General features: G+C 74.6%; 10 protein-coding genes. 3 read left to right on the plus strand and 7 right to left on the minus strand.

Translation table 11 applies throughout. The annotated features are described in order from the left end of the window. Positions 1 to 3: 3 nt before the first annotated feature. Positions 4 to 6,804 (minus strand): SDR family NAD(P)-dependent oxidoreductase, encoded by a 6,801-nt coding sequence (locus ACZ3YL_RS27545; protein ID WP_465660213.1) that lies wholly within the window; start codon positions 6,802 to 6,804, stop codon positions 4 to 6. Positions 6,805 to 7,434: 630 nt separating this feature from the next. Beyond that, positions 7,435 to 8,232: an exodeoxyribonuclease III gene (locus tag ACZ3YL_RS27550; RefSeq protein WP_465660214.1), complete on the minus strand. Its 798-nt coding sequence runs from the start codon at positions 8,230 to 8,232 to the stop codon at positions 7,435 to 7,437. 296 nt (positions 8,233 to 8,528) lie between these two features. Here ACZ3YL_RS27550 and ACZ3YL_RS27555 point away from each other — a divergent pair, with 296 nt between their 5' ends. Then, positions 8,529 to 9,302, plus strand: coding sequence for a GntR family transcriptional regulator (locus ACZ3YL_RS27555; protein ID WP_465660215.1), 774 nt, complete (start codon positions 8,529 to 8,531; stop codon positions 9,300 to 9,302). 123 nt (positions 9,303 to 9,425) lie between these two features. Further along, positions 9,426 to 9,839: a hypothetical protein gene (locus ACZ3YL_RS27560; protein WP_188309583.1), complete on the plus strand. Its 414-nt coding sequence runs from the start codon at positions 9,426 to 9,428 to the stop codon at positions 9,837 to 9,839. Between the two features lie 4 nt (positions 9,840 to 9,843). Here the strand turns inward: ACZ3YL_RS27560 and ACZ3YL_RS27565 are convergent, their stop codons facing one another. From ACZ3YL_RS27565 to ACZ3YL_RS27575, 3 genes are all read right to left on the minus strand, one after another. Further along, on the minus strand, positions 9,844 to 11,007 hold the full coding sequence (locus tag ACZ3YL_RS27565; protein WP_465660216.1) for an ROK family protein: 1,164 nt from the start codon (positions 11,005 to 11,007) through the stop codon (positions 9,844 to 9,846). Positions 11,008 to 11,255: 248 nt separating this feature from the next. After that, on the minus strand, positions 11,256 to 11,537 hold the full coding sequence (locus ACZ3YL_RS27570; RefSeq protein WP_465660217.1) for a hypothetical protein: 282 nt from the start codon (positions 11,535 to 11,537) through the stop codon (positions 11,256 to 11,258). 130 nt (positions 11,538 to 11,667) lie between these two features. Next, positions 11,668 to 13,212 (minus strand): hypothetical protein, encoded by a 1,545-nt coding sequence (locus tag ACZ3YL_RS27575; RefSeq protein ID WP_465660218.1) that lies wholly within the window; start codon positions 13,210 to 13,212, stop codon positions 11,668 to 11,670. A 277-nt stretch (positions 13,213 to 13,489) separates the two neighbouring features. Between ACZ3YL_RS27575 and paaK the strand changes: the two genes are divergently transcribed. Next, entirely contained in the window at positions 13,490 to 14,842 is a 1,353-nt protein-coding gene (paaK, locus tag ACZ3YL_RS27580) for a phenylacetate--CoA ligase PaaK (RefSeq protein ID WP_465660219.1), read from the plus strand. Between the two features lie 176 nt (positions 14,843 to 15,018). Here the strand turns inward: paaK and ACZ3YL_RS27585 are convergent, their stop codons facing one another. Continuing rightward, complete coding sequence (locus tag ACZ3YL_RS27585; protein ID WP_317621488.1) at positions 15,019 to 15,798, minus strand: COG4705 family protein; 780 nt, start codon at positions 15,796 to 15,798, stop codon at positions 15,019 to 15,021. 1 nt (position 15,799) lies between these two features. Next, positions 15,800 to 16,465: a PepSY domain-containing protein gene (locus ACZ3YL_RS27590; RefSeq protein ID WP_465660220.1), complete on the minus strand. Its 666-nt coding sequence runs from the start codon at positions 16,463 to 16,465 to the stop codon at positions 15,800 to 15,802. Positions 16,466 to 16,563: the final 98 nt, after the last annotated feature.

Below are 16,563 nucleotides of genomic sequence, written 5' to 3' on the forward strand. Positions count from 1 at the left end.
CCGTCACCAGCCTGACGCGGTGTAGACCACGGACGGTACCGACTCCTCGCCCCAGGCCAGCTCGCGCAGTAGTGCCAGCGTGCCCGCGTCCGGATCGATCAGCCGTACGCCCCGCCGCCGGTAGTCCCGGGCCAGCTCCTCGGAGACCATGCCGCCGTGTGCTCCGGACGGCGCCCACGGGCCCCAGTGGACGGTCAGCGCCCGGCCGCCGGTCCGCAGCGTCCAGCGGGCGCCCAGCTCCTCCAGCGCGTCGTTCGCCGCGGCGTAGTCGGCCTGGCCGCGGTTGCCCAGCGCGGCCGCGATACTGCCGAAGAGCACGGTGAACCGCGGCCCGTCCGGGAGTTCGGCCAGCGCGTCGAGCAGGGCGGCGGCGCCGTGCGCCTTGGTGGCGAAGACCCGCCGGAACGACTCCGGATCCTTCTCCGCCAGCACCTTGTCCTCGATCACGCCCGCGGCATAGACCACGCCGTCCAGCCGGCCGTACTCGGCGTGCACCTCCTTGACGGCCTGCCGGAGGGCGGCCGGATCGGCAGCGTTCACCGTCCGGTAGCGGGCCGGCGAGCCCAGCGCGGACAGCTCGTCGAGCGTCGCCGCGACCTCGCGACCGGCCAGCAGGCGGGACGCCGCGGCGTCGACCTGCGGCAATGGGACGCCCTGCCGGGCGAGTGCGGCCCGTAGCGCGGAGCGGTCGCGGGCGGCGGCCGTCGCCGGGTCCTCGGGGCCCTCCGGGGCGGCGGTCCGGCCCAGCAGCTCCAGGCGGCAGTGGCAGGCTGCGGCGAGCGTCGCCGCGAACCGCGCGGTGATCCCGCGCGCGCCGCCGACCAGCAGCACCACGGCGTCGCGGTCCAGCCCCAGCGCGGCGGCCTCCGCCACGCCGTCGCCGGCCGGGCCGGCACCCGTGCGGCCCAGCACGCCGAGGCCGGCCTCGGCCAGCGCCAGCCCCTGGCGGCCGGCCGGGCCGTGCAGCACCACCGGCTCTCGGTCGTCGGCCAGCAGCTCGGCGACCAGCGCGTCTGCCGCCTCGGCCGGCTCGACTTCGACCAGCCGGACCGTGCTGTCCGGGTACTCGCGCGCCAGCGTGCGGAACAGCCCGCGCAGCCCGTCCGCCCGGCCACCGGCGGACGGCGCCGTGGGGCGGGCGGCGAGCAGGTGGCGCGGTGCCAGGGCCAGTGCGGCCTGCAGGGCGGGTACACAGCCGGGCAGCACCGGCGCGCCGCGCTCGGCGAGCGGGTCGAGGAGTAGCACGCCGTCAAATGGGCCGTCTGCGGTAGACAGTTCGTGTGCCGCATCGAACGGCAGGGCGTCTGCGCTGGCCGCGCTGAGACGGGCGGCGAGCGCGGCGGCGAGGCCGTGGCCGTCGTCGCCCAGCAGGGCGAAACGGCGGCCCGCGAGCGTGTCCGGCGATCCGGTGGGGTCGGGCAGCGGAACGGCGGCGAACCGCAGGCGGACCGGTTCGTGGCCAGCCACGACGGCGGCGGGTTCAGGGGCGGCCGCGGGTTCCGGGTTCGGTTGGGTGGCCGGGGTGGTGTGGGTGGTGAGCCAGGTGGTGATGGCTGTGACGGTGCGGGCGCGGGAGAGTTCTTCGATCTGTTGGTCGTCGAGGGTGGTGATGTCGGTGTTGGTGGTGGTGAGGCGGCGGGCGAGTTGGCCGATGATTTCGGTGCGCTTGATGGAGTCGATGCTGAGGTCGGCTTCGAGGTCGAGGTGGGGTTCGATCATGTCGGCCGGGTAGCCGGTGCGTTCGCTGATGATCTCGACCACGACGTGCAGCAGGTCCACCGGTTCGGACGCCGCGAACACCGTCGGCTCGGCGGCCCCGGCCCCGGCCGCGGCCGGCAGCGCCGGGGCCACCCGGGTAACCGCGGGAGCGACGGGGGCCGGCCGGGCCGGCGCCGCGGCCGCGCCGCCGAAGTACGTCATCAGCACGTCCCGTTGGGCCGCGATCAGTTCCCGGCTGGTGCGCAGGTAGTCCGCCATCAGCGCGTCACCCGAACCTTCGTACCCGCCGTTCTCCTGCGGTGCCTGCGCGGTCATCAGAGCCTCCGGTACGGGTCGGGCCGGCGCCAGCGCACCGGGCAGCAGGTCTCCGGCGGCCGTCCGCACCAAGTGCCCGTCCACCGTCCAGCCGGGCCGGCGCGTGGTGCGCACCCGGCCCGGGTCCACCGCGTCCCGGCCGCGCAGCAGCGGCCCGGTACGCACCGGCACTCCCGCGACCGCCAGTTCGGCCAGCGCGTCGAGGAAGCCCGGCAACCCGCGGCGACGCCCCTCGACAGCCACCACGCGGTGCGGCCGCTCGCCGAGGACGGCCGACACCAGACCGGTCAGCACCGATCCCGGGCCGGCCTCGACGAAGACGCGCGCACCGGTTCGGTACATCGCCTCGATCTGCTCGACGAAACGCACCGGTGCGCCGATCTGCGCCGCGAGTTCGGCCCGCACCCCGGCCGGGTCCGCCGGGTAGGCCGCGGCCGTCCGGTTCGACCAGACCGGGAACTCCGGCGCGCGTACCGTCCGGGAGGCCAGCGCCGCTGCGAAGCGCTCGCCCGCGCCGCCGACCAGCGGGCTGTGGAAGGCACACGCGACGGGCAGCCGCTTGACCCCGAACCCGGCCGCCCGCAGCAGCTCGCCTGCCGCCGCGACCGCCTCCGTCCCACCGGAGATCACCGTCTGCCGTGGCGAGTTGTGGTTCGCGATCACCACGCTGCCGGCCGCGCCGGACGCCGTGAGGGCTCGCCCGACCTCCTCCGACCCGGCTGTCACCGCGGCCATCGAGCCCGGATCCGCGCCCTCGCCGACCGCGTCCACGATCGCCCGGGCCCGCTCCGCGCTGAGCGACGGCAGGTCCCCCGCGCCGAGCGCCCCGGCCGCGCACAGCGCGACCAACTCACCGTAGCTGTGGCCCCCTGCCAGGTCCGGGCGCACCCCAGCCAGCGCCAGCAGCTCGTACGCCGCGAGACCGGTCACGCCGAGCACCGGCTGCGCCACCCGGGTGTCGGTCACCGCCGCGCGCTGCGCCTCGCGGTCCTCCGCTGTGAAGGCCGCCGGCGGGTACAGCACCTCGGCGAACTCCCGGCCGAGCCGTAGCTGACGCTGCAACACCGGGAAGGCCGTGAACAGCTCCGCGAACATCCCCGGGCGCTGGCTGCCCTGCCCCGGGAACAGGAACGCCACCTGCCCGGCCTCGACGCCCGCCGACCCGGCCAGGTGCAGCCCATCCGCCGGAGCGTGCTCCCCGGCCCGCGCGCGGTGCAGCAGCCCGGTCAACTCGGCCACGCCCGAGGCCACCACGGCGATCTGCACCGGCCCGCGCCCTGCGTCCGCCCGGCGGGACGCCGCCAGGGCCAGATCCCGCAGCCGCCACGGCTCGCCGTCCGCCGCCAGTTGCAGCAGTTCCTCGACCCCGCGCAGCGCTCCGGCCCGGTCCGTGCCGCGGAACAGGAACAGCTCGGCCGGCCACTGCGGCAGGCCGTGCACCGGCGGCGGGCTGTCGTAACCGCGCAGCACCGCGTGGAAGTTGGTGCCGCCGAAACCGAACGCGCTGACTCCGGCGACCCGTTCGGCCGGCGGCACCGCCCACGGCCGCGCCTCGGTGTGGAAGACGAACGGGCTCTCCGCTTCCCGCCAGGCCGGGTTCGGCCGCTCCAGGTGCAGGGTCGGCGGCTTGACGCCGGTGTACAGGGCCAGCGACGCCTTGATCAGACCCGCCAGGCCCGCCGCGCACTTGGTGTGCCCGATTTGCGACTTGACCGACCCGAGCGCGCAACTCCCTGGCGCCGCCCCGGCCTCGGTGAAAACCTGGCTCAGCGTGGCCAGTTCGGCCCGGTCGCCGACCACCGTCCCAGTGCCGTGCGCCTCCACCAGTCCCACCTCGGCCGGCCCGACCCCGGCACCGCGGTACGCGCGCTCCAGTGCCGCCCGCTGCCCCTCGGGGCGCGGGGCCGTCAGGCCCAGCGAACGGCCGTCGCTCGCGCTGCCGACGCCCTGGACCACCGCATACACCCGGTCGCCGTCCCGCTCCGCGTCCGCCAGGCGCTTGAGCACCAGGCAGCCCACGCCCTCGCCCAGCGCGATGCCGTCCGCGGAGGCGTCGAACGGACGGGAGCGGCCGGTCGGCGAGAGCGCGTGCACCGAGGCGAACAGCAGGTAGTCGTTGATCCCGTTGTGCAGGTCCGCGCCGCCGCACAGCGCCAGGTCGCTGGTGCCCGCGACCAGCTCCTTGCAGGCCACGTCCAGCGCCGCCAGCGAGGACGCACAGGCCGCGTCCACCGTGAAGTTGGCGCCGCCCAGGTCCAGCCGGTTGGCGATCCGGCCCGAGATGACGTTCGCCAGCATGCCTGGGAAGGAGTCCTCGGTGAGCTTGGGCAGCTGCGCCGCGAGCGGCTCCGGCACCCGGCCCAGGTACGCCGGCAGCACCGACGCCAGCACCCCGGCGTTCGACAGGTCGCTGCCCGCCTCCGCGCCGAACACCACCGTGGTCCGGGAGCGGTCGAAGCTCCGCCCGCCCTCCGCTCCGCCGCCGTCGTAGCCGGCGTCCACCAGCGCCCGGCGCGCGGCCTCCAGCGCCAGCAGCTGGACCGGCTCGATGCTGGCCAGAGCGGTCGGCGGGATGCCGTAGCTCAGCGGGTCGAACGGGATCGGCGGCAGGAAGCCGCCCCACCTGGACGGCGTGCTGCCGGGCTCGCCGTCCGGCGAGTAGTACAGCGCCGGGTCCCAGCGCTCGGCGGGCACCTCGGTGACCGCGTCGACCCCGGCCACCACGTTGGCCCAGAAGGCCGGTAGATCCGGCGCGTCAGGGAACATACCCGCCATGCCGATCACCGCGATCTCCAGCGGCGCGGCCACTGGGTCGGCCTCCGCGGCCGGCTCCAGCTCCAGCTGCTGGACCAACTGCGTGGCCCGGGCGGCCAGGAACTCGGCCGCGCCGGTGCTGACCGCCGTGTGCAGCTCGGCCAGCGTGGTGGCGGCCGAGCGCAGCACCGCGACCTGGCCGGCCATGAACATCCCGCGGGCCAGCTGCTCCTGCTCGTTGACGCCGGTCAGCGAACCCGCCACCCGGTCCAGGCCCTTGCTGGCGACCCGCAGCCGGCCCACGTTCAACTGCTCCAGCCGCTGCCAGACTTCGCGCTCCGGCACGCCGTCCGCCCGCAGCCGCTCGCGAGTCCGCCGGAACTCTGCGGTGAACGGGCTCGGCACGCAGCGGGTGGCGTGGCCCGGCGCCGTCTGCAGCAGCTCCGTCCCGCGCGCGGCCAGCACCTGCCGCTGGAACTGCGGTTGGACGGCGCCCAGGGCGACCGCCTCCTCGGTGAACAGGTACGCCGTGCCCATCAGCAGGCCCGCCGCCACGCCCCGGTCCGCCAGTGGTGCGGAGAGCGCCGCCACCATCGCCGCCGACCGCTCGTCGTGCACGCCTCCCGCGAGCAGCACCTCGATGCGGGTGACCGCGTCCGCGGTGTCCAGGAAGTCCGAGAGCACCGCCAACTGGGCCTCCCAGAGCGGGAAGCTGTGCTGCGGCCCGACATGCCCGCCGCACTCCGAGCCTTCGAAGACGAACCGGCGCGCGCCGTCCTCCAGGAACTGCCGCAGCAGGCCGGGGGAGGGGACGTGCAGGAATGTCCGGACCCCGGCCTGCTCCAACGTCCTCGCCTGCGACGGGCGTCCGCCCGCGATCACCGCGTGAGTGGGTCGCGCGGCCAGGACCTCGTCCAGCTGGGCGCCGCGCACCTCCTCCGGAGCGAAGCCCAACACGCCGACGCCCCAGGCGAGTCCGCTCGCCGCCGCGCTCGTGCGGGCCAGCAGCTCGCGGGTCTGCTCGCGGTCCGCCAGCGCCAGCGCGACGAATGGCAGCGCACCGGCAGCGGCCACCGCCGCGGCGAAGGCCGGCTGGTCGCTGACCCTGGTCATCGGCCCCTGCGCCACCGGCAGTTCGCTGCCCAGCACGTCACACATCCGCGCGTCCGGCCCGAGCAGCGCGGCGGCCGCGCCGGGCGCCGCCGCGGCCCGCAACCCGTCGAGCACCGCATCCCGGACGGCCCGGACCGCTCGGCCGGCGGTTCTCCAGCGGTCGGCGAATCTCTGAGCCAGGAAACCGTCCTGACCTAGCGGCAGATCCATGGTGGATCCGTCCGGCTGGGCGCGCCGGAGCGCGCGGCGGCCGTCTACTAGCACGGTCTCGGAGCCGTCCAGGCCGCGCAGGGCGGCGGCGGCCTCGTCCGGCGAGGCCGACTCGGCCAGCAGGGCCAGCTGGCTGTCCAGCACCACCCCGGCCGCACCGCCCGCCACGGCCGCCGCGGCGGTGTGCGGCCCGATCCCGCCGCACGCCCATACGGGCGCGGTGATCTCCGGTGCCGCCAGGAGCTGTTGCAGCAGCACGAAGGTGCTCAGCTCCCCGACTCGCCCGCCGCACTCGCTGCCGCGCGCGACCAAGCCGTGCGCACCGGCCCGCAGCGCCGCCAACGCCTCGGCCAGATCCGTCACTTCGGCGAGTACCCGGTACTCGCCGGCCAGCCTCGCCACGTCCCAGCCCGGGGTCGGCGCCGCCAGCACCACGGTGTGCGGGCCGGCGCCGCCCGGGGAGTGCAGCTCATCGGGGGTCAGGCCGCAGTCGGGCTCGACCCGCACCCCGAACCGGCCGGGGGTGCGTTCGTACAGTCGGGCGAGTTCCTCGCGCGTCCGGCGGTCGCCGGTGCCGAGGTCGAGCACGCCGAGCGCGCCCGCCCGGCACACGGCCTCCGCCAGGCCGGCGTCCGGTGCGTGGAACGGGGTGATCCCGATGACGAGGTCGACCAGCGGGGGATTGGGCCTCATGGGCACTCCGGTGTGAGTCACGGTGCAGTCGGGGGCAGGTGCGACTCCTGGCGCAGTGGGCTACGGGCCTCGCGAAGGGGGAGTGCGAGGCATCGTTGCGCGATCCGCTGGCCGGTTGAAGAATGACCCTACCGATTGGTAGGCCTGGCAAGGTTAAGCCGTAGTTGCATGTGCATGTCAATATCCCGGCACGTGGCTGACCCACTCTCCGGCGATCACTCAACACGCTTGCGTGGCAGACAACTTGCGCCGCTCCCAGGGCAGTCGGGGCTGCCGTGTGGCGGTGGCGGCGCCGAGATGTACCTGTTCGCAGGACTACCGGTCGGGAAATCGTGGTCGGTCCGGTAGGGCCGGTACGCGGTTTCGATATTCCATTCCGGATCAAGCGACTGCCGGGGGTCCGCCGATAGGGAGAGCCACCTTGGTCGATCCCGTGTTGGCGCCGCAAGCCGTCACCGTCCGCCAGTCAGCTCTCGCGATTCCCCTGGCGGGAGGCGGTGCGACGAATAGACTTGTCAAACCGGCCAGGCGAGATCCACGCCTCGTCCGCTGGTGCGAGTGGGCCCAGGTTGAGGGGCGCCACGGGCCGGGGTCGCCGCTCGGCGCTGCTCGACTGCGGCTGATCGTCGGTCAGTTATCGCCGAAGTCGAACCCGGCGGTGACGGGTGCGTGGTCGGACCACCGCTCTGCGTGGGAGGGTGCGCGCTCGACGTATGCCTCGATGCATTTGTCCGCAATGCCCGGAGTCGTCACGATAAGGTCGATCCGCCAGCCGGAGTCGTTGTCGAAGGCGCGGCCGCGGTAGGACCACCAGGAGTAGGGGCCGGTGCGGTCGGGGTGGAGGGCGCGGACGACGTCGACGTAGCCGGCCTCCTCGTAGACGCGGGAGAGCCAGGCGCGTTCCTCGGGGAGGAAGCCGGCGGACTTCTGGTTGGCCTTCCAGTTCTTGAGGTCCTCGGGGCGGTGGGCGATGTTCCAGTCGCCGCAGACCACGACCTCGCGGCCGTCGGCGGCGGCGCGGGCGCGCAGGGTGGTGAGGTGGACGAGGAATTCCGCCATGAAGCGTTCCTTCTCGTCCTGGCGTTCGGTGCCGACCTCGCCGGAGGGGAGGTAGAGGCTGGCGACGGTGAGGCCCGGCAGGTCGATTTCCACGTACCTGCCGGAGTCGTCGAATTCCTCCGAGCCGAATCCGATGGTGCTGCGCTGCGGCTCCCGGCGGGAGAGGATCGCGACGCCGGCCCGGCCCTTGGCGACCGACGGGGCCCAGATCGCGTGCCAGCCGTCCAGGTCACGCAGTTCGACGGGCAGTTGCCCGGGCTCGGAGCGCACCTCCTGGAGGCAGATCACGTCCGCCTCCGTGCCGGCCAGCCACTCCACGAAGCCCTTCTTGGCGGCCGCCCGGATTCCGTTCACATTCACACTCGTCACCACGATCACCCGGGCAGCCTACCCACTGGCCGAGCCTGCCCCGAAGCGTGACGCGCGGCCGTGGGGGGCTCCGAAGGGCTGTCGTGAACGTGGCATGAATGTTCGCGACGGTCGTATCAAGCCCCGTCATTGGTCTTGACCATCTCCGGACGGAACACCTAGGGTCGCTTACTGCAAGGACCTTTAATAAAGAAGGACGGATAAAGGCCCGCTCTCCCACCTGCCGCAACAGCGGGCAGCGGGCCCGGGATCCGCCCTCCTTGTCGTAGGGCGGACAAGACCAGGTGGAGGACACGGTGGGGACGACAGGGGACCTTTCGGCGGTGCCGGAACCGAAGTACTGGCACCTGCGCACGGTGCTGCTGCGGGCCATCGACACGGAGTTCTCCACCGGCCAGGTCCTGCCCAACGAGCGCGAGCTGTCCGCCCGCTTCGGTGTGGCCCGGGCGACGCTGCGGCAGGCCCTGGACCAGCTGGAGCTGGAGGGCCGGCTGGTCCGCCGCCGGGGGATCGGTACCCTGATCGCCGCCCCGCGGGTCGGCGTCCCGGTGAACCGGCAGGAGGAGGGCTGGCCCGGTGTCGGCCGCAGCCAGTCCTGGCGCACGGTCGACTGCACCACCGCCCCTGCCTCCGCGCGGCTGGCCAAGGGCCTCGGCATCGCGGAGGGCGCCACGGTGCACACCGTCCGCCGGGTCCGCCTGGTCGAGGGCCGCGCGATGGCCACCGAGTCGCTGCACGTCCCGGCCTGCGCCCTGCCGCACCTGCCCGGCTTCCGCGCCGAGAGCGACCGCGCCCGTTCGGTGCTGCGCCAGCTGGAGCGCCTGGAGGTGGACGGTGAGTCCCGGGCCGTCGAGCTGGGTGTCGCCGAGGCCGACGAGGCCGTGCTGCTGGAGCGCCCGCCGGGCACCCCGGTGCTGGTCATGACCACCCAGTACGCCTCCGCCGGCCGCCTGGTGGCGCTCGCCGTCTCCACCTACCGCGCGGACACCTGCAAGCTGACCTTCGGCGAGACCGGCCTGGTCGAGGTCACCCCGGTCGGTGCGACCACCGAGGTCCGCACCGCCTCCTGAACCATTTCGCACCTACCCTCAGACGATGGCCCGGACGCCCAACTGGCGTCCGGGCCATCGTCGTTGACCGAGCTGCCGGTGGCTGAGTACCGTGCGGTGGGGCGATGCGGAAGGGGGTGGCCGGTGAACCTGGTGCAGGAGTTGTGGGCGAGGTCCGAGATCGCGGACTACGACGCGCTGTTCCGGGCGGACGGGACGGCGAGGGAGGCCTTCATCGACGGGCCCGACACCCTCGTGGTGGAGCTCGGGGAGCCGTTCGACGTCGAGGCGCCGGAGTTCGGGCACGAGATCGAGGTGCGGAGCGAGGCCGAACTGCCGGACGGGCGGGGCTTCGTCTGCTGCGGGGACGGCGCGATGGGGGACGAGGGGTTCCTCGCCCGGCTCGACGCCGACCGGCGACTGGTGTGGGTGTTCGCGTCGACGGGCGGCAATCCGTTCCTGCGGGCCTCCGCCGACTGGCCGTTGGCGCACTTCGTCAACGACTGGGGGCGCACCCTCACCATCGACCTGGCCGACCCGGACTACGCCGCCCCCTGACCCGTCACACCCGGGGCGGGTCCACCGCGAAGAGCTGGTCCTCCACGTGGTCCAGGGCGACCCGCAGGGCGCCCATCGAGACGACCTCCGAGCCCAGCGCCGCCAGCGCCACCTCGGGGGCGCGGAGGGTGAACTGGGCGAGGCGTTCGCGCAGCGGTTCCAGGACGCCGTCCAGGCCGGCCGCCCAGCCGCCGATCACCACCAGCTGGGGGTCGATGGCCAGCACCAGGGCGGCGACGCCCTGGACGAGCCGGGTGAGGAAGCGGTCCATGGCGACCTTGGCGACCTCGTCGCCCTCCCGGGCCAGCCGCAGGACCCGGGCGACGGCGGCCTCGTCCAGCGGGTTGAGCGGCTTGCCGGTGGTGGAGAGCAGCTTCTCGGGGGTGACCTCCTGGCCGAGCAGGTGCAGGGCGCCGATCTCGCCGGCGGCGCCGCCGAAGCCGCGGTGCAGTCTGCCGTTGATCAGGGAGCCGGCGCCGGGGCTGAGGCCGGCCATCACGAAGACCACGTCGTCGGCGCCGACCGCCGCGCCCTGCCAGTGTTCGGCGATGGCGGCGAGGTTGGCGTCGTTCTCGATCAGGACGGGGCAGCGGAACGAGCGGCGCAGCCGGGCGCCGAGGTCGAGACCGGTCCAGCCGGGCATCGCGGTGCCGAGCCGGACGGTGCCCTCGCGGTCGACGATGCCGGGGGTGCCGATGCCGACGGCCCACAGGTTGTCCCGGGAGATGCCCGCCTTGCGCAGGACCTCGGCGACGGCGGTGCGGACGGCGGTGAGCCGGTCCTCGGCCTCCAGGGTCTCGTCGACCGGCTTGAAGTGACTGCCCACCACCTCGCCGGCGAGGTCGGCGAGGATGACCCGGATGTCGTGGACGCCGATCTCGATGCCGAGGATGTGCCCGGCCTCGGCACGGAAGCGGTACCAGCGGGCCGGGCGGCCGCGGCGGCCGGTGCCCTGCTGGCCGTCCTCCCGGGGCTGCTCGACCTCGGCGACGAGTCCGGTCTCGACCAGGCCCTCGATCACGCCCTCGACGGTGGGCCGGGACAGCCCGGTCTCGCCGACGAGTTGGGTGAGGGTCACCGAGTGGCCGGTCCGCAGCGCCCGAAGCGTGACCGCGGCGTTGATCCGCCGCAGCAGCGAGGAGTCTCCTCCGGTGAGCCGATCCGCCAATGCGATGCCCTTCGCCGTTCGCGCGACTGCCCTGGCGCGCGGTGTGGAGTCCGCGGAGCCCACCGAACGGCCCGCGGGGGTCTGCCCCCGGAACGCGGCACGGGCGGCGCGCCGCCGCCCGTACGGGAGGCCCGGAGGACAAGCCGGAGCCTACCCGGGGACCTCGCCGGGCGGCGAGGATTCCCGCAGCTCACCTGGGCTTCGGTATCGAAATGGTACGGATCGGGTGGCGGTACGTGACCCTGGCTTCACTCGCAGCCCACCGACGGCCCGCACACCGGGCGCAGCCCCCGGACGGCCCAGCGCGAGCGCACCGACAGCAGCGAGCCGACGCTCAGCCAGGAGCACGCCGAGAACGCGCTGACCACCGAGCCGGCCGAGCCGATCGAGAGCACGCTGCCGACCGATCCGATCGAGAGTACGGAGCCGACCGAGCCGATGGACAGCAGTGAGCCGATGGACCCGAGGGAGGCGATGGAACCGAGCGAGGCCCGGGAGCGGATCGAACGCACGGGAGCGGGAGCGGCCATGCGCCCGATCGTAGCCCTGCCGCCGTCGGCCCACCCGCGCTCAGCCCACCCGCGCCCAGCCCGTCCGGACGATGCCCGTCCGGACGAAGCCGGCCGGAAGCAGCCCGGCCGGACGCACCCCAGCCGCCGCTCAGTCCACCCGCGCGACGAACAGCCCCTGCCCGAGCAGCCCCATCGGGTGCCCGTCCGCCGGCAGCGTGAGCACGGTGGGGCAGCCCGCGGTGGTGAGGGCGGTCCGCCAGTGCCGGGCCGGGTGGGCGGTGAGGCCCCGGGGGTCGCCGGTGATCAGCAGGTCGAGCTGTTCGGTGACGGGGGCGAGCAGCAGCAGTCGGCCGCCGGGGGCGAGCAGGTCGACCAGCGCCGGGACCTCCTCCTCGGGCCGGCCGCCGGCGGTGGCGACGACGACGTCGTAGCGGCCGCCGTCGGTGGCGAGGTGGTGTTCGGCGTGCTGCCGGGGGCGGGCGGCGAGGGCGCGGGCGACGGCCGTCTCGGTGCCGTCGCGGTCGAGTTCGAGTACCCGCGGCGGCTGCGGCCCCTGGTGGGCCTCGACGGTGGCGCGGACGAGGGCGCCGAGGGCGGTGCCGAGGTAGCCGCGGGCGGCGGCCCAGCGGACCGGGGCGGCGGCCGGTCGGGGGGCTTCCTCGCCGGTGAGCAGCTTGGGCAGCCGTAGGGCGCCGCGCCGGACCCGGTCGAGGACGGCGGCGGTGCCGAGGCCGTCGGTCCAGCTGTCGACGGCGGGTCGCCAGGCCTCCCGGACCTCGGCGGAGCTGACCGTGTGGGCGCCGTGGTAGATCGGGCCCTGGGCGCCGCCGTCCCGGTGGGCGATCAGGCCGTGCCGGGCGAGGGCGTCGAGCCAGCGGCCGACCCGGGGGCGTTGGGCGGGGGTGACCAGGGCGGTGGCGAGGAGTTCGGCCTCGGAGCGGCCGTGTTCGGGGTCGGTGAGTACCCCGGCCTGCTGGAGGGTGTGCAGCAGCGCGGTGAGGACGGCCCGGTCGAGGTGGGCGCCGAATTCGGTGAGCTGCTCGGCGGTGACGCCGATGCTGTGCTTCCAGGCGGCGGCGGTGGCGGCCTCGGTGTCGGCGCGCAGTCGGCGGTCGGCGGCCTCGGACCGGTTGTCGGGGGCGCGCAGGTGGGCGAGGACGGCGCCGAGGGCATCGACGGCGGCGTAGACGTCGTCCTGCCGGGGTTCGGGGCCGACGTGCAGGACGAGCCGGAGCGCGCCGAGGTCGTGGTCGGCGAGGTCGGGCTGTCGGCTGAGCCGCCAGAGCAGGGCGGAGGGCAGGCTGAGGTGGGTGGTGCCGTTGGCGGCGAGGGCGGTGAGCTGCTCGTCGGGCCGCTGGTCGGGGTCGGCGCAGTGCACGGTGCCGCCGGCCAGCAGGGTGGCCAGGGCGAGTTCGACGGCCAGGTCGGTGGCGGGGTGCAGCACGGTGTGCCGTATGGGCGGCGGGCCGAGGACGCCGGCCCAGTGCCGGAGCCGTTCCTCGGCGGCGCGGGCGGTGGAGGGCGGCAGGGCGGCGTGTTCGGCGACGCGTTCGGCGAGGGCCCGGGGCAGGCCGCCCGGCGGGGAGACGCCGAGCAGCAGGCCGATGCCGCTGATCGCGCGTCCGTCGGCGACGACGGCGGGTCTGTCGCCGAGCTCGCGCAGCGCGCTGACCAGCGCAGGGGTCGAGGCCAAGGTGATCACTCCGGGGTGCGGGGGAGAAGCCGCACTACTGAACCATGGGTCCGGGCCGATGAGCGGGGCCTACGGGTAATAATTCCGTAATGATTTTCATATCGGCCAGCCAAGCGGTGGGCGCGATCCTGGCACGAACACCCCGGAACTGCGCATTCCGGAACCGCTGCGCGATGCCTTGACAGGTGGTTCGGGTGCTGGGTTACTTGGCCTGGGCTTGCCCTGACCGAACGATCGGTTGGGCTCCCAGGCTCGGCCGACCTGCGGAGGAGCGACGATGACCGGCAGCGCACCCGACCCGGACCGACGCCTGGGGGAGCCGATTCCACCCGCCCTCCTGGACGCCGGAGAACGGATGGGCGTCGACGAACTGCGCGCCCACCAGCTCGACCGGCTCCGGGCCACCCTGCGGCACGCCTACGACCACGTCGAGCTCTACCGCCGCAAGTTCGACGCCGCCGGGGTGCGCCCGGAGGACTGCCGCACCCTGGCGGACCTCGCCCGGTTCCCCTTCACCACCAAGGCCGACCTGCGCGAGGGCTACCCCTTCGGCATGTTCGCCGTCCCGATGGAGCGGGTCCGCCGGATCCACGCCTCCAGCGGCACCACCGGGCGCCCGACCGTGGTCGGCTACACCGAGAACGACCTGTCCATGTGGGCCGACGTGGTCGCCCGCTCGATCCGCGCGGCCGGCGGCCGGCCCGGCCACAAGGTGCACATCGCCTACGGCTACGGGCTGTTCACCGGCGGCCTGGGCGCCCACTACGGCGCCGAGCGGGCCGGCTGCACCGTCATCCCGGCCTCCGGCGGGATGACCGCCCGGCAGGTCCAGCTGATCCAGGACTTCCGCCCCGAGATCATCATGGTCACCCCGTCCTACCTGCTCACCCTGCTGGACGAGTTCGAGAAGCAGGGCCTGGATCCGCGCGCCAGCTCGCTGCGGATCGGCATCTTCGGCGCGGAGCCCTGGACGGAGGAGATGCGGCGCGAGATCGAGGAGCGGCTCGACCTGCACGCCGTCGACATCTACGGCCTGTCCGAGGTGGTCGGCCCCGGCATCGCCCAGGAGTGCGTGGAGACCAAGGACGGGCTGCACATCTGGGAGGACCACTTCTATCCGGAGGTGGTGGACCCGCTGGCCGATCAGCTGGGGCCGGACGGGGTGCTGCCCGACGGGGAGGGCGGCGAGCTGGTCTTCACCTCGCTCACCAAGGAGGCGCTGCCGGTCATCCGCTACCGCACCCGCGACCTCAGCCGGCTGCTGCCGGGCACCGCGCGGCCGGCCTTCCGGCGGATGGAGAAGGTCACCGGGCGCAGCGACGACATGATCATCCTGCGCGGGGTGAACCTCTTCCCGACCCAGATCGAGGAGATCCTGCTGCGCACCCCGGGCGTCGCCCCGCACTTCCAGCTGCGGCTGACCCGCGAGGGCCGGCTGGACCGCCTGGCCGTCCGGGTGGAGGCCCGCCCGGAGGCGCCCGCCGCACTGCGCGAGGCGGCGCGGACGGAGATCGTGCGGGCGGTGAAGGACGGGGTGGGTGTGACGGTCACGGTCGAGGTGGTGGACCCGTACACGCTGGAGCGCTCGGTCGGGAAGATCAAGCGGGTGGTCGACGAGCGACCGCGCTGAGACGGCTGATCGGGCTGAGACGCGCGACCGCGCCGAGACGGCCGATCGGGCTGAGACGGCTGATCGCGCCGGGAAGTGGCCGGAGGCGCACGGCTGTCCGGGGGGTGATGCCGTGCGCCTCCGACGTCTACAGCAATGTAGACGCTCGATGGGTGGGGCGTCCAGTCATCGAGGGCCTAGCGTCGGCGCGCCCGCGCGGACAGCGCCAGCGCCACCACCATCAGCACCGCGAGCGCCAGGCTGACCGGGCCGGTGCCCAGTGCGAGCCCACCGCGGTCGGCGCCGACGCCCAGCCAGTCCGCGAACGAGGCGCCCAACGGGCGGGTCAGCACGTACGCCCACCAGAAGCCGGCCACCGGGCCCACCCAGCGGGCCCGGGCCGCCACCGCCGGGATCGTGATCAGTACCGCGAAGCCCAGCCCGGCCACCAGGTAGCCGAGGTCCAGGGTGGCCGCCGTCAGGTCGCCCAGCGCCGTGCCCAGCGCGAAGGTCAGCAGCACGGCCGCCCAGTAGAACAACTCCCGGCGCAGCCCCGTCACCCGGTCGATCGCCAGCGAGCCCTCCACCCGGTGCCAGAGCAGGAACAGCGCCGCCAGCGCCACCGCCAGTGAGCCCGCCGACAGCGCGTACGGGACGCCCAGCGCCACGTGCGCCACATCGGCGACCATCGTGCCGAACACGCTGACCATGACCACCACCGCCCAGTACAGCCCCGGCAGGCAGCGGCGGGTGCGCAACTGCACCAGCAGCACGACGGCCAGCAGCAGCCCGGCGGCGGCCACCGCGGGGACGGGGCCCACGGTGTGCGCGAGGAAGTCCGAGAGGGTCTCGCCCATGCCGGTGGTGAGCACCTTCACCACCCAGAACCAGCCGTCCACGACGGGGACCTTGCTGGCCGCCCGCGCCTCGCCGGAGCCGGCCGGGCGGGGCGTCGTCGGTGCGTAGGAGTGGGCCACGTCAGCCCTCCGCGCCGTCGACGGCGGGACCGGAGGCGGCGGGACCGGAGGCGACCGTGCCGGAGGCGGCGGGACCGGAGACGACGGTGTTGCCCGTGAGCTGGCCGTCGGCGCCGTCCACCGTCACCAGGTGGCGCACGCCGTCCTGGCCCACCACCGTCACCGCCCAGGCGGCGCCGCCGCCCTGCTCGGTCACCCGGTGCAGCGCCTCGGCGCGCCCGCCGGGGACGGCGGCCTGGGCCTTCTCCAGCGCCGCGGAGGCGGCGACCGAGGGCAGCGCGGCCGGCGCCCCGCCCCGACCGGAGCCGTGCTCCCGGCCCTGCCCCTGCCCCTGGCCGTGCCCCTGCCGGTGCCCGTTCCCGTCCGCGTGCCCGTGCCCGTACCCGCCCTCGGAGTCGGAGCGGTCCGCCGCCTCGCGGTGACCGCGTCCGCCCTCGCCGTGCCCCTCGTGGGCCACCGCCGCGACCGCGAGCCCGCCCGCGCCGAGCAGCGCCACCGTCACCAACCCGGCCGCCAGCCGGCGCTCCCGACCGCCCGCCCAGGCCCGCAGCCGCTCCGCACGCCGCCGCCGGGGCGACAGCGGCGGCAGCTCGGGGACGGCCTCCGGCTCCTCGGCGGCCGTTCGGGAAGCGGCCGGCGGGGTGGTGGACGACAGGGGATCGGTCATCGGAAGGCTCCTTGCCTCGGGCGGCTGCGATCGACTGTGATCGACTGCGTCGACTTCGGGCCCGGTACCGCCCGGGCCGCGCCCGGTGATCATGGCGG

Source organism: Kitasatospora sp. NPDC023176 (genome assembly GCF_055560495.1).

Excerpts from the sequence above, each read along its gene's own strand:
- ACZ3YL_RS27545 (WP_465660213.1), bottom strand. The coding sequence starts at position 6,804 with ATGAGGCCCAATCCCCCGCTGGTCGACCTCGTCATCGGGATCACCCCG.
- ACZ3YL_RS27570 (WP_465660217.1), bottom strand. The coding sequence starts at position 11,537 with ATGGCCGCTCCCGCTCCCGTGCGTTCGATCCGCTCCCGGGCCTCGCTC.
- paaK (WP_465660219.1), top strand. The coding sequence starts at position 13,490 with ATGACCGGCAGCGCACCCGACCCGGACCGACGCCTGGGGGAGCCGATT.
- ACZ3YL_RS27590 (WP_465660220.1), bottom strand. The coding sequence starts at position 16,465 with ATGACCGATCCCCTGTCGTCCACCACCCCGCCGGCCGCTTCCCGAACG.